The following is a 23,868-nucleotide window of genomic DNA, read 5'->3' as shown; positions in this document are numbered from 1 at the left end:
ACGGATGAGACCGCGAGCTTACTCGAACTCGTTCCACGAGCGGCCATCGCGGGTGATCATGGCCACCGAGGCCACGGGTCCCCAGGTCCCGGCCTGATACGGTTTCGGCGCATCGCGGTCGGCCGCCCAGGCTTCGGTGATGGAGTCCACCCACTTCCACGCCTCTTCCACTTCATCACGGCGGACGAACAGCGCCTGGATACCGCGCATGGTCTCCAGCAGCAGACGTTCATAGGCATCGGCCAGATGCGTCTGGTTGAAGGTTTCGGAGTAGCTCAGATCCAGCTTGGTGATCTGCAGGTTATGCTTGTGGTCGAGGCCCGGCACTTTGTTCAGGACCTGGATATCCACCCCTTCGTCCGGCTGCAGACGAATGGTCAGCTTGTTCTGCGGCAGCTCCTGCCAGGTCTCTTTAAACAGGTTCAGCTCCGGCGTTTTGAAATAAACCACCACTTCGGAACATTTGGTCGGCAGACGTTTGCCGGTGCGCAGATAGAACGGTACGCCAGCCCAGCGCCAGTTATCGATATCAACGCGGATCGCCACGAAGGTTTCGGTGTTGCTGGTTTTGTTCGCCCCCTCTTCTTCGAGGTAGCCAGGCACTTTTTTGCCCTGGGCAAAGCCGGCGGTGTACTGGCCGCGAACGGTTTTCTCGCGCACATTGGAGCGGTCAATACGGCGCAGGGATTTCAGCACTTTAACCTTTTCATCACGGATGCTGTCGGCGCTGAGATCGGACGGCGGCGACATGGCAATCATGCACAGGATCTGCAGCAGGTGGTTCTGGATCATGTCGCGCATCTGTCCGGCCTGGTCGAAGTACCCCCAGCGCCCTTCAATGCCTACCTCTTCCGCGACGGTGATTTCCACATGATCGATGGTACGGCAGTCCCAGTTATTGACGAACAGGGAGTTGGCAAAGCGCAGCGCCAGCAGGTTGAGCACCGTCTCTTTTCCGAGGTAGTGGTCGATACGGTAGACCTGGCACTCTTCAAAAAACTCGCCGACCTGATCATTGATTTCCCGCGAGGTTTCCAGCGAGGTGCCCAGCGGTTTTTCCATGACCACGCGCGCAGGCTTGGCATTGAGCTTCGCTTCGCCCAGACCTTTACAGATGGCGCCAAAGGTGCTCGGCGGCATGGCGAAATAGTTGATGGTGACGCGATTCTTTTGGTCCAGCATGTCGCCCAGGCGGGTGAAGCCGCTGGTGTCATTGACGTCAAGATTACAGAACTCCAGGCGTCCGCTCAGGGAATCCCACAAACCTTCATCAATTTTTTCCTTCATGAAGGTTTCCAGCGCTTCGCGCACCACTTTGGTGTAAGCCGCTTTATCCCAGTCGGCACGGCCGACGCCAATGATCCGGGTGTCGGCGTGGATCTGGCCCGCCTTTTCAAGCTGATACAGGGAAGGCAACAATTTACGCCGCGCCAGGTCGCCCTTCGCGCCGAAAATGACCAGGTCGCATGCCTGGGCCGTTTGCGTTACCGCCATGTCATTCTCCTCAGTTGATAGTCTGGTGCTTTTGCCAGGCTATATTTGTAATTTTCTTACACTGCACTGTACTGTGTTTACGTATTTCCCGAAAGCCTTCCCCTCCGTTTGCGGCGGGAAAACCGCACAGGGTGAAAACATTCGGCGATGATTTGGGCATCTGGCTGATATTGTTCGTTGTTTGTACCTGTTTCAGGTCAGTAAAATACGACTCTGATCATGTAATGAAAAAAAACAACATTTTTTCCCGTCATTCCTCACCGCTTGCGCTTGCGGAGGGGTATATTCTTGCTAAAACGCCCGATGATTTCACCCATTAATGAAATCGTTTCCATTGATGAGCGCCCTGTTACTAATGAACATGCTGGAAAAAATCCAGTCCCGACTGGAACACCTTAGCAAATCTGAACGCAAAGTGGCGGAAGTGATCCTTGCCACCCCCGCGCAGGCTATTCATTCGAGCATCGCCGCCCTCGCCCTTGAGGCCGGGGTGAGCGAACCGACCGTCAATCGCTTTTGCCGCAGTCTCGAAACCCGTGGCTTTCCTGATTTCAAACTGCATCTCGCCCAGAGCCTTGCGCACGGCACACTCTATGTTAACCGCAATGTTGATGAAGACGACAGCGTTGAGTCATACACGGGAAAAATATTTGAATCGGCCATGGCGAGTTTAGATCAGGTCCATCATTCTCTCGACATGTCGGCAGTGAATCGCGCGGTGGATCTCCTGACTCAGGCCAAAAAAATCGCCTTTTTCGGCCTGGGCTCTTCGGCGGCGGTCGCTCATGACGCGATGAACAAATTTTTCCGCTTTAACGTGCCGGTCATCTATTCCGACGACATTGTCCTGCAACGCATGAGCTGTATGAATTGCGATGACGATGATGTGGTGGTGATTATCTCGCATACCGGAAGGACCAAGAGCCTGGTGGAGCTGGCGCAGCTGGCCCGTGAAAACGATGCCATGGTGATCGCCCTCACCTCCCCCGGCTCGCCGCTGGCCCGGGAAGCCACGCTGGCCATTACCCTGGATGTGCCGGAAGATACCGACATCTATATGCCAATGGTCTCGCGTCTGGCCCAGTTGACCGTCATTGACGTGCTGGCGACTGGCTTTACCCTGCGCCGGGGAGCAAAATTCAGAGATAACTTGAAGAGGGTCAAGGAAGCGCTGAAGGAATCGCGTTTTGATAAAGAACCGTTCGTACCCAGTGATAATCAATAAAAGTTGATAACAAGCAGTACCCCATTACACCTTCGATAACGATCCGGCTGTGCGACGTTGCAGGCTGGCGCTACCGAATCCATGTTCACGCAACACCAAAGTTGTATCAGTCAACGGAGTATTACATGTCCAGAAGGCTTCGCAGAACCAAAATCGTTACTACCTTAGGCCCGGCAACTGACCGCGATAACAACCTGGAAAAAGTTATCGCCGCGGGCGCAAACGTAGTGCGTATGAACTTCTCTCACGGCACCCCGGAAGATCATCAGCTCCGTGCCGATAAAGTGCGTGAGATTGCGGCAAAACTGGGCCGTCACGTAGCCATCCTCGGCGACCTCCAGGGACCAAAAATTCGCGTATCGACCTTTAAAGAAGGCAAAATTTTCCTCAACGTCGGCGACAAATTCCTGCTCGACGCCAACCTCGGCAAGGGCGAAGGTGACAAAGAGAAAGTCGGAATCGACTATAAAGGCCTGCCGGCGGACGTCGTGCCCGGCGATATCCTGCTGCTCGACGATGGTCGCGTGCAGCTGAAAGTCCTCGAAGTTCAGGGGATGAAAGTCTTCACCGAAGTGACCGTCGGCGGCCCGTTGTCCAACAACAAAGGGATTAACAAGCTGGGCGGCGGCCTGTCTGCCGAAGCGCTGACTGACAAAGACAAGGCCGATATCGTCACCGCCGCTAAAATTGGCGTCGATTATCTCGCCGTCTCCTTCCCGCGCTGCGGCGAAGACCTGAACTACGCCCGTCGCCTGGCGCGCGATGCCGGTTGCGATGCGAAAATCGTCGCCAAAGTCGAGCGTGCGGAAGCCGTCTGCGACCAGGACGCCATGGACGACGTGATCCTCGCCTCCGATGTGGTGATGGTTGCCCGCGGTGACCTCGGCGTCGAAATCGGCGATCCGGAGCTGGTGGGCATCCAGAAAGCGCTGATTCGTCGTGCGCGTCAGCTGAACCGTTCCGTCATCACCGCCACCCAGATGATGGAGTCGATGATCACCAACCCGATGCCGACCCGTGCGGAAGTCATGGACGTGGCCAACGCCGTGCTGGATGGTACCGATGCGGTGATGCTCTCCGCGGAAACCGCTGCCGGTCAGTACCCGTCGGAAACCGTGGCCGCGATGGCGCGCGTCTGTCTGGGCGCCGAAAAAATCCCGAGCCTCAACGTCTCCAAACACCGTCTGGACGTCCAGTTCGACAACGTGGAAGAAGCGATTGCCATGTCGGCGATGTATGCCGCCAACCACCTGAAAGGCATCACGGCCATCATCACCATGACCGAATCGGGCCGTACCGCGCTGATGACCTCGCGCATCAGCTCCGGTCTGCCGATTTTCGCCCTGTCCCGCCACGAGCGCACCCTGAACCTGACCGCCCTCTACCGCGGGGTGACGCCGGTGTTCTTCGACAGCCAGAATGACGGGGTGGCCGCTGCGCACGATGCCGTCAATCTGCTGCGGGACAAAGGCTACCTGGTCTCCGGCGATCTGGTGGTCGTTACCCAGGGTGACGTGATGAGCACCATCGGCAGCACCAATACCACGCGTATCCTCACCGTCGAGTAAGCCTCGGTCTCTACCTGCCAGCGCTACGGCTGGCAGGTATTTTTTTGCCCAACGCCCGGCAGGCTACACCATCCAGCTCAGCAATAGCGTCGCAGCGATCACCGTCGACGCCCCACCGATACGCGTCGCAATCTGTGCAAACGGCATCAATCCCATGCGGTTTGAGGCCGAGAGAATGGCGACATCCCCCGTTCCGCCCAGCCCGCTGTGGCAGCTGGTAACGATGGCGGCTTCCACAGGATACATATTAAGACGTGAAGCGATAAAGAACCCGCTCAGCGCCATGGCAATGACAATGGAGCCGCACACCACGACGTAGCCAACGGAGAAGACCGAGACCACGCTCTCCAGCGGTACATACAGCATGCCCAGGCCGATCATCAGCGGCCACACCAGCGCGGCGGAGACGAACTTGTAGCAACTGTGCGCCCCCAGCTCCATCGCCGCCGGGATAACTTTTGTATATTTGCAGAATACCGCCGCCAGAATCATCAGAACCGGCCCCGGAATATGCACCACCTTCTCCAGCAGACCGCCGATGATGAAAAAGGCGCAAATCATCAGCAACCCGGCGCCCATGAGCTGAAAATCAGTGGGCTGCGTACTCTGATTCTGCGCAAAGACGCTATTATCTTCATGGCTGCGGATCAGCATCCCGTTGCCGGACAGCGCCGGGCGACGGGCGCCCATGCGGGCCAGAAAGCCGGCGCAGATAATGGCGAAGATGTTACCCACCACCGCCGCCGGCGCCAGTTGGGCCACGTAGACATCTGGCGCCTGTCCGAGGATCGCCGAATAAGCCAGCGACAACGGCAGGATCCCTTCGCCGATGCCGCCGCCGATAATCGGCACAATGATAAAGAAGAAGGTGTGATACATACTGTAGCCGAATAAGCTGCCCACCAGCAGGCCGGTTATGATTGCCGCGCCGGTTCCGACCACCAACGGGACAAACATGCGCACCATCCCCTGGATCAGAATCGTGCGGTTCATGCCAAGGATACTGCCGACCACCAGGCAGGCGATGACGAAATAGAGGAGATTGGCCTCCTTCATCAGCAAATGCACGGTATCGAGCGTATGCGCTTCAAATACGCCAAAGTAGACCAGCACTGAGGGCGTCATCAGACACAAAATCGCCGGACCGCCAATATCTTTTAACACCGGCACCATGCGGCCAATTTTCGCCAGTGCGAACCCGAGGGTCATGATGACCGCCAGTCCGCCAATCATGTTTTTTGGCAACAACCCCGCGCCAGCGGAGAGCGCCACTATCGCGGCGATACCTATAAACAGCGTTAACGGCACGGCGCCGACTTCGATATTGGCGAAAAGTCGAGTCGCTTGCCCGTTCGGCAACGTTTTATCTATCGGGTGGTTGAGTGAATTATTTTTCATATTTTTACCTGAATAATAAGGAGGTCACGTAGGGTCAGGATGCAATATTAAAATCTCGCAGCACTATGAACTAAAAAGCACTAAACGCCGTATCAACTAAATACACCGAAACGGTAGCACAGGACTTTAAAACTAAAAACGACAACCGTATTCACGCTGCCGGCTTTGTGACTGAGCCATAAAGTTTATTTTAAGTAATTTAATTTATTATCGCGAAGCTAAAGTTATCGCCAGCTAAAATAATGAACTCTGTTAATACAACGCTATGATTTAATCCTCTTTTCTCTATTTGTAAGTAAAGTAGCCAAGGCGAAATTATTTAAAGCCAGATGACTGTGATGGCTATCACCTTTTAAATATTAGGGGATCGTTAGATTGGCAGCACAACAATCCGATAATATATGTCAGGACATTTTATGCCTTCACTGCTCTTGCAATCTCTTTTCCCGTTGGTATTTATCATGCTGCTCGGATGGCTTAGCGGCAAACTCGGCTATACCCGCCGTGAGGACGCCTCCGTTCTTGCCACGGTGGTTATCCGCTTTGCACTTCCTTTTCATCTTTTTATCGGCGCATTACATACCAGCCCGGATAAAATAAAAAACTTCACCTTTATGGCGGTGCTGGTTATTGGTCTGATGGGGTCGTATTTTCTTACGCTACTGATCTCGCGCTACGTTTTTCGTCATGATATTAAAACCAGCGCGATTCAGTCGCTGGTTTGCGCCTTCCCCGATATGGCCTACTTTGGCGCCCCCGTGCTGGCGGTGCTGATAGGTCCGGAGGGCTTTCTCGGGGTGCTTATCGGAAACCTGGTGACCAGCGTGTTGATGATCCCTCTGACCATCATCCTGATCCGCATGGGAGACCAGCCCGGAGACGCTGAGGCTCCCCAGCTCCACGCCGGGCAGTTGATCCTGCAAAACCTGCTTAACGCCGTGCGAAATCCCATTGTCTGGATCCCCATTTCCGGGGTGCTGCTCAGCCTGGCCGGGATCCAGCTGCCGCCTCTGCTCAGCGTGCCCGTCGAAATGGTGGGTAAAATCGCCGGCGGTCTGTCACTGTTCGCCCTTGGGCTGCTGTTTTACGGTGAACGTCCGACGGTCAATATTCAAACCTGCACCAACATTAGTATTAAAAACCTGATCCAGCCGGCCATGATGGCGCTGGCCGGGCTGGCCTTTGGGCTCAGTCATACCCTGATGCAACAGGTTATTATCATTGGCGCCACGCCTTCCGCTATCGCGGCGGGGATGTTTGCCCTGCGCAGCGATACCTATATTGAACCCGCCTCATCTTCTATTTTGCTGGGCACCGCCATCGGCGTGGTCACCGAAGGCGTCATGATTTATCTCATTTCGTAATCACAGAAATAAAACACCAAGACATCAGGCAATGTTTTAATTTGATATTCAGGAGTCACGTAATGTTAGCCACAGAAACCTTATACACCCCCTATAACGGTGCTGTCCTGCTGGAAAACCCGTTATTAAATAAAGGCCTCGCGTTTACGGAAAGCGAACGCACAGCGTTTAATCTTCAGGGACTGTTACCGCACAATGTGGAAACCATTGAGGAACAAACCGAGCGCGCATGGGGCCAGTTTTGTCAGTTCAAAAAAAGCATTTCGCGCCATATTTATCTCAGAAATATTCAGGACACAAACGAGACGTTATTCTATAACCTGCTGCGCAGCCATATGAAAGAGACGCTGCCCATTATTTATACCCCGACGGTGGGTGAAGCGTGCGAACACTTTTCAGAAATATATCGCCGGGGACGCGGCCTGTTCATCTCCTGGCCCAACCGTCACCATATTGACGAGATGCTGCAGGGGTTTTCCCGCAACGATATCAAAGTCATCGTGGTAACCGATGGCGAGCGTATTCTGGGGCTGGGCGACCAGGGGATCGGCGGTATGGGGATCCCCATTGGCAAACTCTCGTTATATACCGCCTGCGGGGGCATTCACCCGGCATCAACGCTGCCCATTATGTTAGATGTCGGGACCAACAATCCGCAGCATCTGGAGGATCCGCTGTATATGGGCTGGCGACATCCGCGCATCAGCGATGAGCAGTACCTGGAGTTTATGGACATGTTTGTCCATGCCATTCAGCAGCGCTGGCCGACTGTCTTGCTCCAGTTTGAAGATTTTGCCCAAAAGAATGCCACGCGACTGCTCAACCGCTATCGACACCAGCTGTGCTGTTTTAACGATGATATTCAGGGAACCGCCGCCGTGACCTCGGGAACCCTGATCGCCGCCGCTGCCGCCGCCGGGACGTCGCTCCGCGACCAGCGGGTGGTTTTCCTTGGCGGCGGTTCGGCCGGATGCGGCATTGCGGAAAAAATCATTGCGCTGATGGTGGATGATGGACTCTCAGAAACGGAAGCACGTCGCCGCATCTTTATGGTTGACCGCTTTGGTCTGCTGACTGATGAGATGCCTAATCTGCTCAATTTTCAGCGCGAGCTGGTCACCCCCCGAGCCAGTATTGCCCACTGGGATACCGAGGCGGCCCAGCTGTCGCTGATGGATGTCGTACGCAACGTCCACCCTACCGTGCTGATCGGCGTGTCAGGCCAGCCGGGGCTGTTTAGCGAAGAGATAGTGAAAGAGATGCATCGGCACTGCCCGCGTCCGATTATTATGCCGCTCTCTAACCCCACCTCCCGAGCCGAGGCACAGCCGAAGGATCTGCTGGAGTGGACCCGGGGTAGCGCGCTCATCGCCACCGGCAGCCCGTTCGACCCTGTCTTCTATGACGGCAAAACCTACGACATTGCCCAGTGCAACAACGCCTATATTTTCCCCGGTCTGGGGCTGGGGATCCTTGCCAGTAAAGCCGAGTGCGTCACCGAAGCAATGCTTATCACCTGCAGTAAAACGCTGGCCGCCCACTCGCCTCTGGCGACCCGCGAAACCGGCGGTTTACTGCCGCCGGTGGAAGAGATCGAGATGATCTCACGGGCTATTGCCGCAGAGGTCGCCCGCGCGGCTCAACTCGACGGCGTAGCGCCGCAGATTGACGAGGCGCAGCTGGCGGCGAATATCGATAAAACCTTTTGGCGAGCGCGCTACACCGCGTATAAACGTTCGTCATTGTGATCGCTCATCTCGCGGGAAGCCGGCTGGCTTCCCGCCACTCGGGGGAACCACCCATGTTCAATGTGCTGATTGTCGATGATGATCCTATGGTGGCCGAACTGAACCGGTTGTTTATCAGCCAGGTAGCTGATTTTCACTGCTGCGGAGTCGCGGCGACGATCGCCGATGCCAACGCGATGCTGAGCCATCTGGCGCCGATCGATCTGCTGCTGCTGGATGTCTATATGCAACAGGAGAGCGGCCTGGACCTGCTGCCGGCGCTTCGCGCTGATGGGCGGAATATTGATGTCATCATGATGACGTCCGCCGCCGATGCGCTCACCGTGCAGACGGCGCTGCGCTATGGCGTGGTTGATTACCTGATTAAACCGTTTCAGTTTCCGCGCTTTGAGGAAGCCCTGCGAACCTGGCGCAATAAACGCGATGCGAAGCAAGCGAAATCCTGCTACGCCCAGGCGGATATCGACACCCTGCTACGCCGCGGGGTTCAACAACAGGACGGCCCCCGCCGCTTGCCGAAAGGGCTGACGCCGCAAACGCTTCGCCTGGTGTGCCGGTGGATAATCGCTCATCAGGCGCGAGATTTTTCAACCAATGAGCTGGCGGCGGCACTGCAGATCTCCAGAGTTTCATGCCGCAAATACCTGATTTGGCTGGAGCAGATCAACGTGCTCTTCACCAGCAATCACTACGGTATCACCGGCCGACCGGAGTATCGTTACCGGCTTGCGGCTGAGAACATGATGTTGCTGACGCAATATAGCCAGTGAGCCGGGAATGCCCACTGGCGCGCCTGCAGACTACTTCTTAGGGTACAGCTCTTTGCGTTTGTAGGGCTCGATTTCACCCGGCTTGCGCGTCTTCAGCAACTTCAGGATCCAGGTGTACTGCTCGGTGTGCGGCGTAACAAACACCTCCACCTCTTCGTTCATCCGCCGGGCGATCGTTGTATCGTCAGCGTCCAGCAGATCGTCCATCGGCGGGCGCACCAGCACCGTCAGGCGATGCGTTTTGCCATCGTAGACCGGGAACAGCGGAACGACGCGGGCGCGGCATACCTTCATTAAACGGCCAATCGCCGGCAGCGTGGCCTTATAGGTCGCGAAGAAATCCACAAACTCGCTGTGCTCAGCGCCGTGATCCTGATCGGGGAGATAGTAGCCCCAGTAACCCTGGCGCACCGACTGAATAAACGGTTTGATCCCGTCGTTGCGCGCGTGCATCCTTCCGCCAAAACGACGACGTACGGTATTCCACACGTAATCGAAGACCGGGTTACCCTGGTTGTGGAACATCGCCGCCATCTTCTGCCCGCCGGAGGCCATCAGCATCGCCGGGATATCCACGCCCCATGCGTGCGGGACGAGGAAAATCACCTTTTCATTATTGCGCTGCAGCTCGTCGATGATCGCTTTACCCTGCCAGTCGACGCGGGCGAGAATTTTCTGCGGATCGCGCAGGCCCAGCTCGGCCATCATCACCATCGCCTGCGGCGCCGAGGCGTACATGGCGTCGATGATCGCTTCCCGCTCGTGCTCGCTTTTTTCCGGGAAGCAATACAGCAAATTAATCTGCGCCCGGCGGCGCGAGCTTTTCGCCAGACGCCCGACCAGACGACCGAGTTTGCCGAGAAGCGGATCGCGAAAGGAAGGCGGCGTCAGCGCAATACCGGCGAAGGCAAAGACCCCCAGCCAGGCGCCCCAGTAGCGCGGCAGTAAAAAAGATTTTTCAAACTTAGGGATAAACTCAATATTATTTTTTTTCGTTTCCATGCCCAATCCGCAGATCGACTGCTTAATCAAGATAATGGGATAGTGTAGCGAGACGTTGGGTATCCTACAAAATAAAAAGCCGGCGCCCTGGGGCACCGGCTTTCCACTGACCGGTGGTTAGTCAAACCGCAGCTGCGGAACGACCTCTTTGACCTGCGCCAGATAATCGGTACGGTCGGAACCGCTCAGCCCTTCAGTACGCGGCAGTTTCGCCGTCAGCGGGTTGACCGCTTGCTGGTTGATCCACACTTCGTAGTGCAGGTGCGGCCCGGTTGAGCGTCCGGTATTCCCCGACAGCGCAATACGATCCCCGCGCTTCACTTTCTGCCCCGGCTTCACCAGCAGCTTACGCAGGTGCATGTAGCGAGTGGTATAGGTACGGCCGTGGCGGATGGCCACGTAATACCCGGCGGCGCCGCTACGCTTGGCCACCACCACTTCGCCATCACCCACCGCCAGCACCGGCGTTCCCTGCGGCATCGCGAAATCGACGCCACGGTGCGGCGCGACGCGCCCGGTGACCGGGTTCAGACGACGCGGGTTAAAGTTAGAGGAGACGCGGAACTGACGCGCCGTCGGGAAGCGCATAAAGCTTTTCGCCAGCCCCGTCCCGTTGCGGTCGTAGAATTTTCCGTCTTCGGCACGGATGGCAAAGTAGTCCTTCCCGTCAGAACGCAGACGCACGCCAAGCAGCTGGCTTTGCTCGCGTTTGCCGTCAAGCATTTCGCGCGACATCAATACCGAGAACTCATCGCCTTTCTTCAGCTTACGGAAATCCATCTGCCACTGCATGGCCTTGATCACCGCGCTGATTTCCGTGCTGGTCAGCCCGGCATCGCGCGCGCTGGAGACAAAGCTGGCGCCGACGGTGCCTTTCAGCACGCTGTTGACCCAGTCGCCTTTCTGCAGCTCGCTGCTCATTTTAAAGCCGTTAGCCACACGGGTGTAGGTGCGGGTTTCGCGGCGGGACATCTCCCAGGTCAGACTCTGCAGATCGCCGTCGGCGGTCAGGGTCCAGGAGAGCTGCTGACCAATCTTCAGATTACGCAACTCTTTATCGGCGGAGGAGAGCTGGGCGATATCACCCATATCGATACCGTACTGGTTCAGGATGCTGCTGAGCGTATCGCCGGTTGACACCACGTATTCGTGCCCGCCGGCATCGCTATCGGCTTTTTCGTCGAGTTCATCCTGAGGAATGGCTTCTTCTTCCTGCGGGGCCTGGTCGATCGGCTCGGAGGCTTCCGGCAGCAGGGAGCGGATCTCGCTTTTTTCCAGTTCAATGGTTCTGACGATGGGGGCGGATTCCGGGTGGTAAATGTAGGGTCGCCAGACGGCGACCGCTAAGGTAAGAACGCTAAGCGACCCCAGCATGACGCGATGAGGTCGTGGCAGATTGTTAAATGCCTGAGTGACAGCGCGGGCTATCTGTTGCACGTATTCACTTCCTCGTTAATCTCCTTTCAGGCAGCTCGAATACTGATTCGCCAGCTGGGTGAGGAATTGCGGGTAACTCGCTTTACCCAGCTTAATTCCGCTACCCAGTGGATCCAGGGTCCCCATGCGCACAGACGTGCCCCGGGCAACAGCTTCGATAACCGCTGGCCTGAACTGTGGCTCAGCAAAAACGCAAGTGGCTTTCTGCTCAACCAGTTGTGTTCTGATTTCGTGTAAACGCTGCGCACCGGGCTGTATTTCAGGGTTGACGGTAAAATGCCCCAGCGAGGTCAAACCGTAGTGTTTTTCAAAGTAACCGTAGGCGTCATGAAAAACGAAATAGCCCTTTCCTTTCAGCGGTGCCAGCTCATTGCTAACCTGCTTGTCGGTCGCCGCCAGCGCGGCCTCGAACTGCTGCAGGTTGCTGTCGAGTTTGGCTCGACTCTGCGGCATAAGTTCCAATAATTTATCGTGGATTGCAACCGCCGAAAGCCGCGCTATCTCTGGGGATAACCACAGATGCATATTGTAGATACCGTGATGGTGATCGCCGTCACTTTTTTCCGCTGCGCCATGGTCATGACCATGATGATCGTCATCGTCGTCAGCGCCGGTCATCAGCAGCGGTTTGACCCCATCCAGCTCTGCGATAGTCACCTTTTTATTCGCCGCAATGCTTTGCGTCGACTTATCCATAAAGGCTTCCATTTCCGGACCGATCCACACCACTAAGTCTGCGTTCTGTAAGCGTTTTACATCGGAAGGACGGAGAGAATAATCATGCTCGGAGGCGCCATCGGGCAGCAGCACCTGGGTGTCGGTAACCCCATCGGCGATAGCCGCCGCGATAAAGCCCAGCGGTTTCATGGAAGTCACCACGGCGGCACTGGCCTGCGGTACCTGTGCGAACAAAAAAACAGCGCCAAGTCCAGCGCAAAGAAGCGTATTTTTATGTAACATAATGCGTCTAGTCATCGAAACGAGTGAGTGTGATGTGATATTATAACATTCACTAGCTTGTGCAACCCCTAAATGATTATGACAAACCTTGTAACGCTGGAAAATGTCTCGGTGGCCTTTGGCCAACGCCGCGTGCTGTCTGACATCTCGCTGGCTCTCACGCCAGGCAAAATATTGACCCTGCTGGGCCCCAACGGCGCCGGCAAATCGACGCTTGTGCGGGTGGTTCTGGGGCTGGTAGCACCGACAGAGGGTGTTATCAAGCGCGAAGAACGCCTGCGGATCGGCTATGTGCCGCAGAAACTGCATCTCGACGCCACGCTGCCGCTGACCGTCAGCCGCTTCCTGCGTTTGCGTCCGGGCACCCGCAAAGACGACATCCTGCCGGCGCTGAAGCGCGTGCAGGCAGGGCATCTGATCGACGCCCCGATGCAAAAACTTTCCGGTGGAGAAACCCAGCGCGTGCTGCTGGCTCGCGCCCTGCTCAATCGCCCGCAGCTACTGGTGCTGGATGAACCGACCCAGGGCGTCGACGTCAATGGCCAGGTTGCGCTCTACGATCTTATCGACCAGCTGCGCCATGAGCTGGACTGCGCGGTGCTGATGGTCTCCCACGACCTGCATCTGGTCATGGCCAAAACCGACGAGGTATTGTGCCTGAACCAGCATATCTGCTGCTCCGGCGCACCAGAGGTCGTCTCAATGCATCCGGAGTTTATCTCCATGTTCGGCCCACGCGGCGCGGAACAGCTGGGGATCTACCGCCATCACCATAATCACCGCCACGATCTTCAGGGGCGAATTGTACTGCGTCGGGGAAACAGCCGCTAATGATTGAACTTTTGTTACCTGGCTGGCTGGCCGGGATGATGCTGGCCTGCGCCGCTGGCCCGCTGGGCTCCTTTGTGGTCTGGCGCCGTATGTCCTATTTCGGCGACACGCTGGCGCATGCCTCGCTGCTCGGCGTCGCTTTCGGTTTACTGCTGAACGTCAATCCGTTTTATGCGGTGATCGCCGTCACCCTGCTGCTGGCCGGCGGGCTGGTATGGCTGGAAAAACGGCCGCATCTGGCGATCGATACCCTGCTGGGCATCATGGCGCACAGCGCGCTCTCCCTGGGGCTGGTGGTGGTCAGTCTGATGTCTAACGTCCGCGTCGATCTGATGGCGTACCTGTTCGGCGATCTGCTGGCGGTCACCCCGCAGGACCTGATCGCCATTGCCATGGGCGTGGTGATTGTGATTGGCATTCTGCTCTGGCAGTGGCGGAATCTGCTGGCGATGACCATCAGTCCGGACCTGGCGTTTGTCGATGGCGTGAAGCTGCAGCGGGTCAAGCTGCTGTTGATGCTGGTCACCGCCCTGACTATCGGCGTGGCGATGAAGTTCGTCGGGGCGCTGATCATCACTTCCCTGCTGATTATCCCGGCCGCCACCGCCCGCCGTTTTGCCCGCACGCCGGAGCAGATGGCCGCCGTGGCGGTGGGCGTGGGCATGCTGGCCGTCACCGGCGGGTTAACCTTCTCGGCTTTCTACGACACGCCGGCCGGTCCATCGGTGGTGCTGTGCGCCGCGGTGCTGTTTATTCTCAGCATGACGAAAAAAGCCGCCAGCTAAAAATGAAAAACCCGGTCGCGCTGCTGACCGGGTCTCCCGATGAACGACACATCCGTAGCGAACTACGGCATCTCCGGCGGCGTAATCCCGAAATGATTCCAGGCGCGCACCGTCGCCATTCTTCCCCGCGGCGTACGCTGCAGAAAACCCTGCTGAATTAAGTAGGGCTCCAGCACATCTTCAATGGTTTCCCGCTCTTCGCCAATCGCGGCGGCGAGGTTATCCAGCCCCACCGGTCCGCCGAAGAACTTATCTATCACCGCCAGCAGCAGCTTGCGGTCCATATAGTCGAACCCTTCCGCATCGACGTTGAGCATATCCAGCGCCTGGGCGGCAATGTCGGCGGAGATAGTGCCGTCGTGGCGCACTTCCGCGAAGTCACGCACCCTACGCAGCAGACGGTTGGCAATACGCGGCGTGCCGCGTGAACGGCGGGCCACTTCCAGCGCGCCCTCGTCGCTCATCTCCAGCCCCATATGGCGGGCGCTGCGGCTGACAATATGCTGCAGATCGGGGATCTGATAGAACTCCAGACGCTGCACGATGCCAAAGCGGTCGCGCAGCGGCGAAGTCAATGAACCGGCCCGGGTGGTGGCGCCGATCAGGGTAAACGGCGGCAGGTCGATTTTAATCGAGCGCGCCGCCGGACCTTCGCCAATCATGATATCCAGCTGGTAATCTTCCATTGCCGGATAGAGCACCTCTTCCACCACCGGCGAGAGGCGATGGATCTCATCGATAAACAGCACATCGTGCGGTTCAAGGTTGGTGAGCATCGCGGCGAGATCGCCCGCTTTCTCCAGCACCGGGCCGGAGGTGGTACGCAGATTCACCCCCATTTCATTGGCGACGATATTGGCCAGGGTGGTTTTCCCCAACCCTGGCGGGCCAAAAATCAGCAGGTGATCGAGGGCGTCGCCGCGCAGCTTCGCCGCCTGGATAAAGATCTCCATCTGCGAACGCACCTGCGGCTGGCCGACATACTCTGCCAGCAATTTTGGGCGGATGGCGCGGTCAGCGGCCTCTTCGAAGCCGCTGCTGTCTGCCGATACCAGCCGGTCTGCTTCAATCATCCCTTACCTCACAACGCGGCGCGCAGCGCTTCGCGGATTAGCGTTTCACTGTTGGCGTCCGGACGCGCGATCTTGCTGACCATCCGGCTGGCCTCCTGCGGTTTATAGCCCAGCGCGACCAGCGCGGCAACCGCTTCCTGCTCGGCATCGTCCGCCGTCGGGCCTGCCGGTGAGGTCAGTACCAGATCGGCGGCCGGGGTGAACAGATCGCCGTGCAGCCCTTTGAAGCGGTCTTTCATCTCAACGATCAGGCGTTCAGCGGTTTTTTTGCCAATCCCCGGCAGCTTCACCAGCGAGGCGACCTCTTCCCGCTCAACGGCGTTGACGAACTGCTGCGCCGACATGCCGGAGAGGATCGCCAGCGCCAGCTTTGGCCCTACGCCGTTGGTTTTGATCAGTTCTTTAAACAGGGTACGCTCCTGTTTGTTGTTAAACCCATACAGCAGTTGGGCATCTTCACGCACCACAAAGTGGGTGAAGACAATCGCCTCCTGCCCGGCCTCCGGCAGCTCATAGAAGCAGGTCATTGGCATGTGCACTTCATAGCCGACGCCCGCCGTTTCCAGCAACACCAGCGGGGGTTGTTTTTCGAGAATGATGCCTCTGAGTCTGCCTATCACGTGGGGCTCCTGCGTTATGGTCTATGTATCTGGCGGTATCATAAAAAAAGGCTGGATAGATATCCAGCCTGATTTGCGATTATCGTAAGCGCCCTCGCGCCAGATTGAGCCGGGTCTCGCTGATCTGCGCGGCATTCTGGCTGACATGGCAATGGGTGATGGCGATCGCCAGCGCATCCGCCGCATCCGCTTGCGGATTGGCAGGCAGCTTGAGCAGGGTGCGCACCATGTGCTGGACCTGACTCTTTTCAGCGCTGCCGATGCCGACAACCGTCTGCTTAACCTGGCGGGCGGCATATTCAAACACCGGTAACGACTGATTGGTCGCCGCCACGATCGCCACCCCGCGCGCCTGCCCGAGCTTTAACGCCGAGTCGGCATTCTTGGCCATAAAGACCTGCTCAATGGCGAAAAAGTCAGGCTGGAACTGGGTGATGATCTCCGTCACTCCGGCGTAGATCAGCTTCAGCCGCGACGGCAAATCGTCCACCTTGGTGCGGATACAGCCGCTGCCAAGGTAGCTCAGCTGCCGGCCAACCTGACGGATCACACCATAACCGGTAACGCGCGACCCCGGGTCAATGCCGAGAATAATAGCCATCACGCGCCTCCGGTTAACCGTGGATGCGACTGCATCACAGGGTGGCTGCGACCTCGTCGGAGATCTCGCCGTTATGGTACACTTCCTGCACGTCGTCGCAGTCTTCGAGCATATCGATCAGACGCAGCAGCTTCGGCGCCGTCTCGGCATCCATATCCGCTTTGGTGGACGGGATCATCGAGACTTCGGCAGCGTCGGCTTTCAGGCCAGCGGCTTCCAGCGCGTCGCGCACGGCGCCCATCTCTTCCCAGGCGGTGTAGACGTCGATCGCGCCGTCGTCATAGGTCACCACGTCTTCAGCGCCAGCTTCCAGCGCCGCTTCCATGATGGTGTCTTCATCGCCTTTCTCGAAGGAGATGACGCCTTTTTTGCTGAACAGGTAGGAGACGGAACCGTCGGTGCCAAGGTTACCACCGGTTTTAGTGAAGGCGTGACGCACTTCCGCAACGGTACGGTTACGGTTGTCGGACAGACATTCCACCATCACCGCGGTGCCGCCAGGGCCATAGCCTTCATAAATGATGGTTTCCATGTTCGCGTCTTCATCGCCGCCGACGCCGCGCGCGATGGCGCGGTTCAGGGTGTCGCGGGTCATGTTGTTAGACAGCGCTTTATCCACCGCCGCACGCAGACGCGGGTTGGACGCCGGATCGCCGCCGCCCAGACGCGCTGCGGTAACCAGTTCGCGAATGATTTTCGTAAAGATTTTACCGCGCTTGGCATCCTGTGCCGCTTTGCGGTGTTTGGTGTTGGCCCATTTACTATGACCTGCCATAAAAAACTCTCCAAAAAGCGCGCCCTTTCAGGCGGCGTTAATTACAAATTCTTCAATCGCCTGCCGGTTGCTCCACGACTTGGTCAGCGCAGCGGCTTCCGTCGCGCTGACCCAGCGGTAGGCCAGATGTTCGGTAAAGGTAATTTCCCGCTCATGAGGCAGCGCAAGACAGAACCAAAATTCCGTATTACGCTCCACTCCCGGCGCATAGCGATGACGCAAATGAGAAAATATCTCGAACTCCACCGTGCGCTGACAGTCGATTAAGGTCAGTTGCTCGCAGGCAACGTCAATGGCGACCTCTTCCTTTACTTCACGCGCGGCGGCCTGCAGCGCGGTCTCTCCTGCTTCCAGGCTGCCGGTGACCGACTGCCAGAACGCGGGATCGTCGCGCCGCTGCAACATCAGCACCCGTTTGGTATCTTCGGCGTAAATCACCACCAGCACCGAAACGGGCAGCTTAAATGACATATTACTTGTTCTCCAGAGACGCTTTTGCCTCTTTCTCCACAACCTGAATACCCAGTTCACTGAGCGCCGCCGGATTGGCGAAGCTTGGCGCTTCGGTCATCAGGCAGGCGGCCGCGGTGGTTTTCGGGAAAGCGATAACGTCGCGGATGTTATCGGTGCCGGTCAGCAGCATGGTCAGACGGTCAAGACCGAACGCCAGGCCCGCATGCGGCGGGGTACCGTATTTCAGCGCATCGAGCAGGAAGCCGAATTTCTCACGCTGTTCCTGTTCGTTAATGCCCAGAATACCAAATACCGTCTGCTGCATGTCGCCGCGGTGGATACGCACCGAACCGCCGCCGACTTCATAACCGTTAATGACCATATCGTAGGCGTTGGCCACGGCCTCTTCCGGCGCAGCTTTCAGCTCGTCCGCCGTCATATCTTTCGGCGAGGTGAACGGATGGTGCATCGCCGTCAGGCCGCCTTCGCCGTCGTCTTCGAACATCGGGAAGTCGATCACCCACAGCGGCGCCCACTTGCTCTCGTCAGTCAGGCTCAGATCTTTGCCCAGCTTCAGACGCAGCGCGCCCAGCGCGTCGGCCACCACTTTCTTGTTGTCGGCGCCGAAGAAGATCATGTCTCCGTCCTGCGCGCCGGTGCGGTCGAGGATCGCTTCCACGATTTCAGCGGTCAGGAACTTGGCCACCGGGCTGTTGATCCCGTCCATGCCTTTGGCACGTTCGGTCACTTTAATATAGGCCAGCCCTTTCGCGCCGTAGATCTTGACAAAGTTGCCGTATTCGTCGATCAGCTTGCGGGTCAGAGAAGCCCCGCCCGGCACGCGCAGCGCCGCCACGCGCCCTTTCGGATCGTTGGCCGGGCCGGCAAAGACCGCGAACTCCACTGATTTCAGCAGGTCGGCGACGTCCACCAGCTCCATCGGGTTACGCAGGTCCGGTTTATCGGAGCCGTAACGACGTTCGGCTTCGGCGAAGGTCATGATCGGGAAATCGCCCAGATCGACGCCTTTAATCTCCAGCCACAGCTGACGCACCATCGCTTCCATGATCTCACGCACCTGCGGCGCGGTCATAAAGGAGGTTTCCACGTCGATCTGGGTAAATTCAGGCTGACGGTCGGCACGCAGGTCTTCATCGCGGAAGCATTTGACGATCTGATAGTAGCGGTCGAAGCCGGACATCATCAGCAGCTGTTTGAACAGCTGCGGCGACTGCGGCAGCGCGTAGAATTTGCCTTTGTGCACGCGGGAAGGCACGAGGTAATCGCGGGCGCCTTCCGGGGTGGCTTTGGTCAGCATCGGGGTTTCGATGTCGAGGAAGCCATGGTCATCCATAAAGCGGCGCACAAAGCTGGTGATTTTCGCGCGGGTTTTCAGACGCTGCGCCATTTCCGGACTACGCAGGTCGAGGTAGCGGTATTTCAGACGCGCTTCTTCGGTGTTGACGTGATTGGAGTCCAGCGGCAGCGATTCTGAGCGGTTAATGATCGTCAGATCGGAAGCCAGCACTTCGATAGCGCCGGTGGCCATGTCCGCGTTGATGTTTTTCTCTTCACGCGCGCGAACGGTGCCAGTGACCTGAATGCAGAACTCATTACGCAGTTCAGAGGCTAACTTCAACGCATCCGCACGATCCGGATCGAAAAACACCTGAACGATGCCTTCGCGGTCGCGCATATCGATAAAAATGAGGCTACCGAGATCGCGACGGCGGTTGACCCAACCACACAGAGTCACCTGCTGCCCAACGTGGGACTGTCGAAGCTGTCCGCAATATTCTGTACGCATGAGATATCCCTTAACTTAGCCGTCGGCGGATTGTCGTCTGCCCTGCAGGCGACGAGGTCGCAGCTTTAGCTGATGTCACAACTGAATGAAAAAAGGCGGCTATTATACTGGAAATTCTGTCGTTCGATAAGTCCGACGCACGATGTACGCTGCTTTGCTGCGCGCTTAACGTCCACACTCACATAAATTAACAAAATTTGTTACCCTTTTGCTGAAGCCGCAAAGGTATTGTAGCCGCCTGACAACAGATGAAGATACGGGGATACCATGTTAGAACTCAATGCGAAAAACACGGCGCTGGTGGTGATCGATCTGCAGGAAGGCATTCTGCCTTTTGCCGGCGGCCCACATCGGGCTGACGAGGTGGTGGCGCGCGCCGCCCGCCTGGCAGACAAGTGCCGACAACAGGGTTCGCCGGTCATCATGGTCCGCGTCGGCTGGTCGGCCGATTTCGCCGAAGCGCTGAAACAGCCTGTCGACGCGCAGGCCGGGGCGCATACGCTGCCTGAGAACTGGTGGACCTACCCGGCCACGCTGGGTAAGCAGGAGAGCGATATCGAAGTGACCAAACGCCAGTGGGGCGCGTTCTATGGCACCGACCTTGAGCTTCAGCTGCGTCGTCGCGGTATCGACACCATTATTCTCTGCGGCATCGCCACCAACATCGGCGTCGAATCCACCGCCCGCAACGCCTGGGAGCTGGGTTTTAACCTGGTCATTGCCGAAGATGCCTGCAGCGCCGCCTCCGCCGAGCAGCATCAGGGCAGTATGACGCATATTTTCCCGCGCATCGGCCGTGTGCGCAGCACCGAGGAGATCCTCGCCGCGTTATGATTTATATTGGGCTTCCCCAGTGGTCGCACCCGAAATGGGTGCGCCTTGGCATCACCAGCCTTGAAGAGTACGCCCGCCACTTCAATTGCGTCGAGGGCAACACCACCCTGTATGCGCTACCGAAGCCGGAGATTGTCGCCCGCTGGTACGAACAGACCCACGATGACTTCCGCTTCTGCTTTAAATTCCCGGCGACTATCTCGCACCAGGCCGCCCTGCGCCACTGCGACGATTTAAGCCGTGAATTCTTCACCCGCCTGGCGCCGCTGGCCTCGCGCATCGGCCAGTACTGGCTGCAGCTGCCGGCGACCTTCGGCCCTCGCGATCTCCCGGCGCTATGGCATTTTCTCGACGCACTGCCGAAGGATTTCACCTACGGCGTCGAAGTTCGTCACCCCGAGTTCTTCGCCAAAGGGGAAGCGGAACAGCAGCTCAACCGCGGGCTGCACCAGCGCAACGTCAACCGCGTGATCCTCGACAGCCGCCCGGTCCATAGCGCCGCGGCCACCAGTCCGGCGATGATCGACGCGCAACAAAAGAAACCGAAGGTGCCGGTGCATGCGGTGATGACCGCCCGGCAGCCAATGGTGCGCTTTATCGGCGGCGACGATATGGTCCATAACCGGGAACTGTTTCGCGTCTGGCTGCAGACGCTGCCGAAATGGCATCAGTCAGGGACGCCGTGGCTGTTCCTGCATACCCCCGATATTGCCTACGCGCCGACGCTGGTCGATACCCTGTGGGGCGATCTGCGCGCCGCCCTGCCGGCGGCAGGAAATGCGCCGTCGATTCCGCAGCAATCTTCTCTTTTCTGATATCCTGCTATCATATCCGGAGCCATCTGCCAGAGTTAAAGGGAGTTTTCGTATGGTCAGCGCGCTGTATGCCGTTTTAGGTGCGTTATTGTTAGTGAAGTTCTCATTTGACGTGGTGCGTTTGCGCACCCAATACCATGTAGGCTACGGCGACGGCGGCTTCAGCGAGCTGCAGGTTGCCATCCGCGTTCACGGCAATGCCGTCGAATATGTGCCGATTGGCCTCATTTTACTGTTATTTATGGAGATGAACGGCGCCCAGACCTGGATGGTGCACGTTTGCGGCATTTTATTGATCGTCGGACGACTGATGCACTCCTGGGGTTTTCATCACCGCGTCTACCACTGGCGCCGCTCCGGCATGAGCGCCACCTGGTGCGCGTTGTTGCTGATGGTGCTGGCCAATCTCTGGTATATGCCCTGGGAGTTGGTTTTCTCCCTCCGTTAGCGCACAATACGCCGTTTTCGTTTTTTCGGGTTTAACGTTATGTCTCACCGCGATACGCTTTTTTCCGCGCCGATTGCCAGCCTCGGCGACTGGACCTTTGATGAACGGGTTGCTGAAGTCTTCCCCGATATGATCCAGCGTTCTGTGCCTGGCTACTCCAATATCATCTCGATGATCGGCATGCTGGCCGAGCGCTTCGTTCAGCCCCACACCCAGGTTTACGATCTTGGCTGTTCGCTGGGCGCCGCCACCCTCTCCGTGCGCCGCAATATTAGCCATCCGGGATGTCGCATTATCGCCATCGACAACTCCCCGGCGATGGTGGAGCGCTGCCGTCGCCATATTGACGCCTATAAAGCGCCGACGCCGGTCGAGGTGATTGAAGGGGATATCCGCGATGTGGCCATTGAAAACGCCTCGCTGGTGATCCTGAACTTTACCATTCAGTTCCTTGAGCCGGGCGATCGTCAGGCGATCCTGAATAAAGTCTATCAGGGGCTGAATCCCGGCGGCGCGCTGGTGCTATCGGAGAAATTCAGCTTCGAAGACGCCCACGTCGGTGAGCTGCTGTTCAATATGCATCATGACTTTAAGCGCGCGAACGGCTACAGCGAGCTGGAGATTAGCCAGAAACGCAGCATGCTGGAAAACGTGATGCTGACCGACTCTGTGGAAACCCATAAAAAACGCCTGCGTCAGGCGGGGTTCGAACATGCTGAACTGTGGTTCCAGTGCTTTAACTTTGGCTCGCTGGTGGCAGTAAAATCCGGGGAGCAGGCATGATCGACTTCAGTAACTTTTATCAGCTGATCGCCAAAAGCCCGCTGTCTCACTGGCTGGAGACGCTGCCTGCCCAGGTAGCCGCCTGGCAGCGCGAGGCCCTGCACGGCAAGTTTCGCGAATGGGAGCGCGCCGTTGAGTTTCTTCCGGAATTAACGCCCTGGCGTCTGGACCTCCTGCACAGCGTCACCGCCGAAAGCGAAACGCCGCTCAGCGAAGGCCACCGGCTGCGGGTAGAAAACCTGCTTAAAAACCTGATGCCATGGCGCAAAGGCCCTTATTCGCTGTACGGCATCAACATCGATACCGAATGGCGCTCCGACTGGAAATGGGAGCGCGTCCTGCCGCATCTGTCCGATCTTAGCGGACGGACCATCCTCGACGTGGGCTGCGGCAGCGGCTATCACATGTGGCGGATGATCGGCGCGGGCGCGCATCTGGCGGTCGGCATCGATCCCACCCAGCTGTTCCTGTGCCAGTTTGAAGCGGTGCGTAAGCTGCTTGGCAACGACCAGCGGGCGCATCTCCTGCCGCTGGGCATCGAGCAGCTCCCGGCGCTGGAGGCCTTTGACACCGTGTTCTCGATGGGCGTGCTCTACCACCGTCGCTCGCCGCTGGACCACCTGTGGCAGCTGAAAGATCAGCTGGCGCCGGGTGGCGAGCTGGTACTGGAGACGCTGGTGGTCGAAGGCGATGAAAATACGGTGCTGGTTCCGGGCGACCGTTATGCGCAGATGCGCAACGTCTATTTTATTCCCTCAGCGGCGGCCCTGAAAATGTGGCTGGAGAAGTGCGGGTTTATCGATGTGCGCATCGTCGACGCCTGCGTCACCTCGACGGAAGAGCAGCGGCGCACCGAATGGATGACCAGCGAATCGCTGGCCGATTTCCTCGACCCGCAGGATCGGCGCAAAACCGTGGAAGGCTATCCGGCGCCGCTGCGCGCGGTGATTATCGCCACCAAACCGGAAACCCAGCAGTCGCTGGCGAAGAAAGCGAGATAAAAAAAGGCCCCTGTTTAATGGGCAGGGGCCTGGTACGGGCAATCATCATATTGGGCGACATGATGTGCAGCAAAAA

The 23,868-nt window shown here is 57.6% G+C and carries 24 protein-coding genes; 12 read left to right on the top strand and 12 right to left on the bottom strand.

The window, feature by feature from the left end; translation table 11 throughout:
- Positions 1-18 precede the first annotated feature (18 nt).
- A complete protein-coding gene (zwf, locus tag K5R89_RS20395) occupies positions 19-1,494 on the bottom strand; it encodes a glucose-6-phosphate dehydrogenase (protein ID WP_004203394.1) in 1,476 nt (491 codons plus the stop codon).
- Between the two features lie 10 nt (positions 1,495-1,504).
- Positions 1,505-1,654, bottom strand: coding sequence for a hypothetical protein (locus K5R89_RS20390; protein ID WP_032453387.1), 150 nt, complete (start codon positions 1,652-1,654; stop codon positions 1,505-1,507).
- Between the two features lie 159 nt (positions 1,655-1,813).
- Here K5R89_RS20390 and K5R89_RS20385 point away from each other — a divergent pair, with 159 nt between their 5' ends.
- Both K5R89_RS20385 and pyk read left to right on the top strand, forming a co-directional pair.
- Positions 1,814-2,719, top strand: coding sequence for a MurR/RpiR family transcriptional regulator (locus tag K5R89_RS20385; protein ID WP_072096624.1), 906 nt, complete (start codon positions 1,814-1,816; stop codon positions 2,717-2,719).
- Positions 2,720-2,844: 125 nt separating this feature from the next.
- Complete coding sequence (gene pyk / locus K5R89_RS20380; protein ID WP_002911440.1) at positions 2,845-4,287, top strand: pyruvate kinase; 1,443 nt, start codon at positions 2,845-2,847, stop codon at positions 4,285-4,287.
- Positions 4,288-4,350: 63 nt separating this feature from the next.
- Here pyk and K5R89_RS20375 read toward each other — a convergent pair whose 3' ends face one another.
- Entirely contained in the window at positions 4,351-5,685 is a 1,335-nt protein-coding gene (locus tag K5R89_RS20375; RefSeq protein WP_217220098.1) for a 2-hydroxycarboxylate transporter family protein, read from the bottom strand.
- 416 nt (positions 5,686-6,101) lie between these two features.
- Here K5R89_RS20375 and K5R89_RS20370 point away from each other — a divergent pair, with 416 nt between their 5' ends.
- From K5R89_RS20370 to dcuR, 3 genes are all read left to right on the top strand, one after another.
- Positions 6,102-7,049 carry an AEC family transporter gene (locus K5R89_RS20370; RefSeq protein ID WP_049013981.1) on the top strand — a complete coding sequence of 316 codons (948 nt, stop codon included), beginning with the start codon at positions 6,102-6,104 and terminating at the stop codon, positions 7,047-7,049.
- Between the two features lie 62 nt (positions 7,050-7,111).
- Positions 7,112-8,797 carry an NAD-dependent malic enzyme gene (locus K5R89_RS20365; RefSeq protein WP_217259559.1) on the top strand — a complete coding sequence of 562 codons (1,686 nt, stop codon included), beginning with the start codon at positions 7,112-7,114 and terminating at the stop codon, positions 8,795-8,797.
- A gap of 53 nt (positions 8,798-8,850) precedes the next feature.
- Positions 8,851-9,567 (top strand): two-component system response regulator DcuR, encoded by a 717-nt coding sequence (gene dcuR / locus K5R89_RS20360; RefSeq protein WP_023290248.1) that lies wholly within the window; start codon positions 8,851-8,853, stop codon positions 9,565-9,567.
- A gap of 30 nt (positions 9,568-9,597) precedes the next feature.
- Here the strand turns inward: dcuR and lpxM are convergent, their stop codons facing one another.
- The 3 genes from lpxM to znuA all read right to left on the bottom strand — a co-directional run bounded on the left by lpxM (position 9,598) and on the right by znuA (position 12,966).
- Positions 9,598-10,569, bottom strand: coding sequence for a lauroyl-Kdo(2)-lipid IV(A) myristoyltransferase (gene lpxM / locus K5R89_RS20355; protein WP_017900217.1), 972 nt, complete (start codon positions 10,567-10,569; stop codon positions 9,598-9,600).
- A 117-nt stretch (positions 10,570-10,686) separates the two neighbouring features.
- The gene (mepM, locus tag K5R89_RS20350; RefSeq protein ID WP_087827151.1) at positions 10,687-12,006 is read right to left on the bottom strand and encodes a murein DD-endopeptidase MepM; all 1,320 of its coding nucleotides are present in this window, start codon (positions 12,004-12,006) and stop codon (positions 10,687-10,689) included.
- 15 nt (positions 12,007-12,021) lie between these two features.
- Complete coding sequence (gene znuA, locus K5R89_RS20345) at positions 12,022-12,966, bottom strand: zinc ABC transporter substrate-binding protein ZnuA (protein ID WP_032428922.1); 945 nt, start codon at positions 12,964-12,966, stop codon at positions 12,022-12,024.
- 78 nt (positions 12,967-13,044) lie between these two features.
- On the opposite strand from znuA, the gene znuC reads away from it, so the two are divergent.
- The gene (gene znuC, locus K5R89_RS20340; RefSeq protein WP_004203406.1) at positions 13,045-13,797 is read left to right on the top strand and encodes a zinc ABC transporter ATP-binding protein ZnuC; all 753 of its coding nucleotides are present in this window, start codon (positions 13,045-13,047) and stop codon (positions 13,795-13,797) included.
- Positions 13,797-14,582: a zinc ABC transporter permease subunit ZnuB gene (gene znuB, locus K5R89_RS20335; RefSeq protein ID WP_022066253.1), complete on the top strand. Its 786-nt coding sequence runs from the start codon at positions 13,797-13,799 to the stop codon at positions 14,580-14,582. The genes znuC and znuB overlap by 1 nt, the downstream gene beginning before the upstream one ends.
- Positions 14,583-14,644: 62 nt before the next feature.
- Here the strand turns inward: znuB and ruvB are convergent, their stop codons facing one another.
- The 6 genes from ruvB to aspS form a co-directional block, all read right to left on the bottom strand.
- Positions 14,645-15,655 (bottom strand): Holliday junction branch migration DNA helicase RuvB, encoded by a 1,011-nt coding sequence (gene ruvB, locus K5R89_RS20330; protein ID WP_004148860.1) that lies wholly within the window; start codon positions 15,653-15,655, stop codon positions 14,645-14,647.
- An 8-nt stretch (positions 15,656-15,663) separates the two neighbouring features.
- Entirely contained in the window at positions 15,664-16,275 is a 612-nt protein-coding gene (ruvA, locus tag K5R89_RS20325; RefSeq protein WP_002911454.1) for a Holliday junction branch migration protein RuvA, read from the bottom strand.
- A gap of 79 nt (positions 16,276-16,354) precedes the next feature.
- Positions 16,355-16,876, bottom strand: coding sequence for a crossover junction endodeoxyribonuclease RuvC (gene ruvC, locus K5R89_RS20320; protein ID WP_004203412.1), 522 nt, complete (start codon positions 16,874-16,876; stop codon positions 16,355-16,357).
- A 34-nt stretch (positions 16,877-16,910) separates the two neighbouring features.
- The gene (locus K5R89_RS20315) at positions 16,911-17,651 is read right to left on the bottom strand and encodes a YebC/PmpR family DNA-binding transcriptional regulator (RefSeq protein ID WP_002911459.1); all 741 of its coding nucleotides are present in this window, start codon (positions 17,649-17,651) and stop codon (positions 16,911-16,913) included.
- Between the two features lie 27 nt (positions 17,652-17,678).
- Complete coding sequence (nudB, locus tag K5R89_RS20310) at positions 17,679-18,122, bottom strand: dihydroneopterin triphosphate diphosphatase (protein ID WP_002911477.1); 444 nt, start codon at positions 18,120-18,122, stop codon at positions 17,679-17,681.
- A 1-nt stretch (position 18,123) separates the two neighbouring features.
- A complete protein-coding gene (aspS, locus tag K5R89_RS20305; RefSeq protein WP_217259560.1) occupies positions 18,124-19,911 on the bottom strand; it encodes an aspartate--tRNA ligase in 1,788 nt (595 codons plus the stop codon).
- Positions 19,912-20,178: 267 nt separating this feature from the next.
- Here aspS and K5R89_RS20300 point away from each other — a divergent pair, with 267 nt between their 5' ends.
- The 5 genes from K5R89_RS20300 to cmoB are packed head-to-tail and all read left to right on the top strand — an operon-like array spanning position 20,179 to position 23,792.
- Positions 20,179-20,745, top strand: coding sequence for a hydrolase (locus K5R89_RS20300; protein ID WP_032453393.1), 567 nt, complete (start codon positions 20,179-20,181; stop codon positions 20,743-20,745).
- A complete protein-coding gene (locus K5R89_RS20295; RefSeq protein WP_087827153.1) occupies positions 20,742-21,560 on the top strand; it encodes a DUF72 domain-containing protein in 819 nt (272 codons plus the stop codon). Before K5R89_RS20300 ends, K5R89_RS20295 begins: the two co-directional genes overlap by 4 nt.
- 52 nt (positions 21,561-21,612) lie before the next feature.
- Complete coding sequence (locus K5R89_RS20290; protein WP_008804243.1) at positions 21,613-22,008, top strand: MAPEG family protein; 396 nt, start codon at positions 21,613-21,615, stop codon at positions 22,006-22,008.
- A gap of 39 nt (positions 22,009-22,047) precedes the next feature.
- Complete coding sequence (gene cmoA / locus K5R89_RS20285) at positions 22,048-22,791, top strand: carboxy-S-adenosyl-L-methionine synthase CmoA (RefSeq protein ID WP_004203422.1); 744 nt, start codon at positions 22,048-22,050, stop codon at positions 22,789-22,791.
- The gene (cmoB, locus tag K5R89_RS20280; RefSeq protein WP_064154391.1) at positions 22,788-23,792 is read left to right on the top strand and encodes a tRNA 5-methoxyuridine(34)/uridine 5-oxyacetic acid(34) synthase CmoB; all 1,005 of its coding nucleotides are present in this window, start codon (positions 22,788-22,790) and stop codon (positions 23,790-23,792) included. The genes cmoA and cmoB overlap by 4 nt, the downstream gene beginning before the upstream one ends.
- Positions 23,793-23,868: the final 76 nt, after the last annotated feature.

Source organism: Klebsiella sp. TF21-TM (genome assembly GCF_019753495.1).
Lineage (GTDB): Bacteria > Pseudomonadota > Gammaproteobacteria > Enterobacterales > Enterobacteriaceae > Klebsiella > Klebsiella quasipneumoniae.
Note: the sequence above shows the minus strand (reverse complement) of the source record. Positions and strands in the feature narration are given on the sequence as shown.

Coding starts and splice junctions, on each gene's coding strand:
- ruvB (WP_004148860.1), bottom strand. CDS start 15,655: ATGATTGAAGCAGACCGGCTGGTATCGGCAGACAGCAGCGGCTTCGAA.
- K5R89_RS20290 (WP_008804243.1), top strand. CDS start 21,613: ATGGTCAGCGCGCTGTATGCCGTTTTAGGTGCGTTATTGTTAGTGAAG.
- K5R89_RS20375 (WP_217220098.1), bottom strand. CDS start 5,685: ATGAAAAATAATTCACTCAACCACCCGATAGATAAAACGTTGCCGAAC.
- ruvC (WP_004203412.1), bottom strand. CDS start 16,876: ATGGCTATTATTCTCGGCATTGACCCGGGGTCGCGCGTTACCGGTTAT.
- pyk (WP_002911440.1), top strand. CDS start 2,845: ATGTCCAGAAGGCTTCGCAGAACCAAAATCGTTACTACCTTAGGCCCG.
- K5R89_RS20295 (WP_087827153.1), top strand. CDS start 20,742: ATGATTTATATTGGGCTTCCCCAGTGGTCGCACCCGAAATGGGTGCGC.
- K5R89_RS20365 (WP_217259559.1), top strand. CDS start 7,112: ATGTTAGCCACAGAAACCTTATACACCCCCTATAACGGTGCTGTCCTG.
- zwf (WP_004203394.1), bottom strand. CDS start 1,494: ATGGCGGTAACGCAAACGGCCCAGGCATGCGACCTGGTCATTTTCGGC.
- aspS (WP_217259560.1), bottom strand. CDS start 19,911: ATGCGTACAGAATATTGCGGACAGCTTCGACAGTCCCACGTTGGGCAG.
- znuC (WP_004203406.1), top strand. CDS start 13,045: ATGACAAACCTTGTAACGCTGGAAAATGTCTCGGTGGCCTTTGGCCAA.
- nudB (WP_002911477.1), bottom strand. CDS start 18,122: ATGTCATTTAAGCTGCCCGTTTCGGTGCTGGTGGTGATTTACGCCGAA.
- lpxM (WP_017900217.1), bottom strand. CDS start 10,569: ATGGAAACGAAAAAAAATAATATTGAGTTTATCCCTAAGTTTGAAAAA.
- K5R89_RS20385 (WP_072096624.1), top strand. CDS start 1,814: ATGAAATCGTTTCCATTGATGAGCGCCCTGTTACTAATGAACATGCTG.
- K5R89_RS20370 (WP_049013981.1), top strand. CDS start 6,102: ATGCCTTCACTGCTCTTGCAATCTCTTTTCCCGTTGGTATTTATCATG.
- dcuR (WP_023290248.1), top strand. CDS start 8,851: ATGTTCAATGTGCTGATTGTCGATGATGATCCTATGGTGGCCGAACTG.
- K5R89_RS20300 (WP_032453393.1), top strand. CDS start 20,179: ATGTTAGAACTCAATGCGAAAAACACGGCGCTGGTGGTGATCGATCTG.
- cmoB (WP_064154391.1), top strand. CDS start 22,788: ATGATCGACTTCAGTAACTTTTATCAGCTGATCGCCAAAAGCCCGCTG.
- znuA (WP_032428922.1), bottom strand. CDS start 12,966: ATGTTACATAAAAATACGCTTCTTTGCGCTGGACTTGGCGCTGTTTTT.
- cmoA (WP_004203422.1), top strand. CDS start 22,048: ATGTCTCACCGCGATACGCTTTTTTCCGCGCCGATTGCCAGCCTCGGC.
- K5R89_RS20390 (WP_032453387.1), bottom strand. CDS start 1,654: ATGCCCAAATCATCGCCGAATGTTTTCACCCTGTGCGGTTTTCCCGCC.
- znuB (WP_022066253.1), top strand. CDS start 13,797: ATGATTGAACTTTTGTTACCTGGCTGGCTGGCCGGGATGATGCTGGCC.
- K5R89_RS20315 (WP_002911459.1), bottom strand. CDS start 17,651: ATGGCAGGTCATAGTAAATGGGCCAACACCAAACACCGCAAAGCGGCA.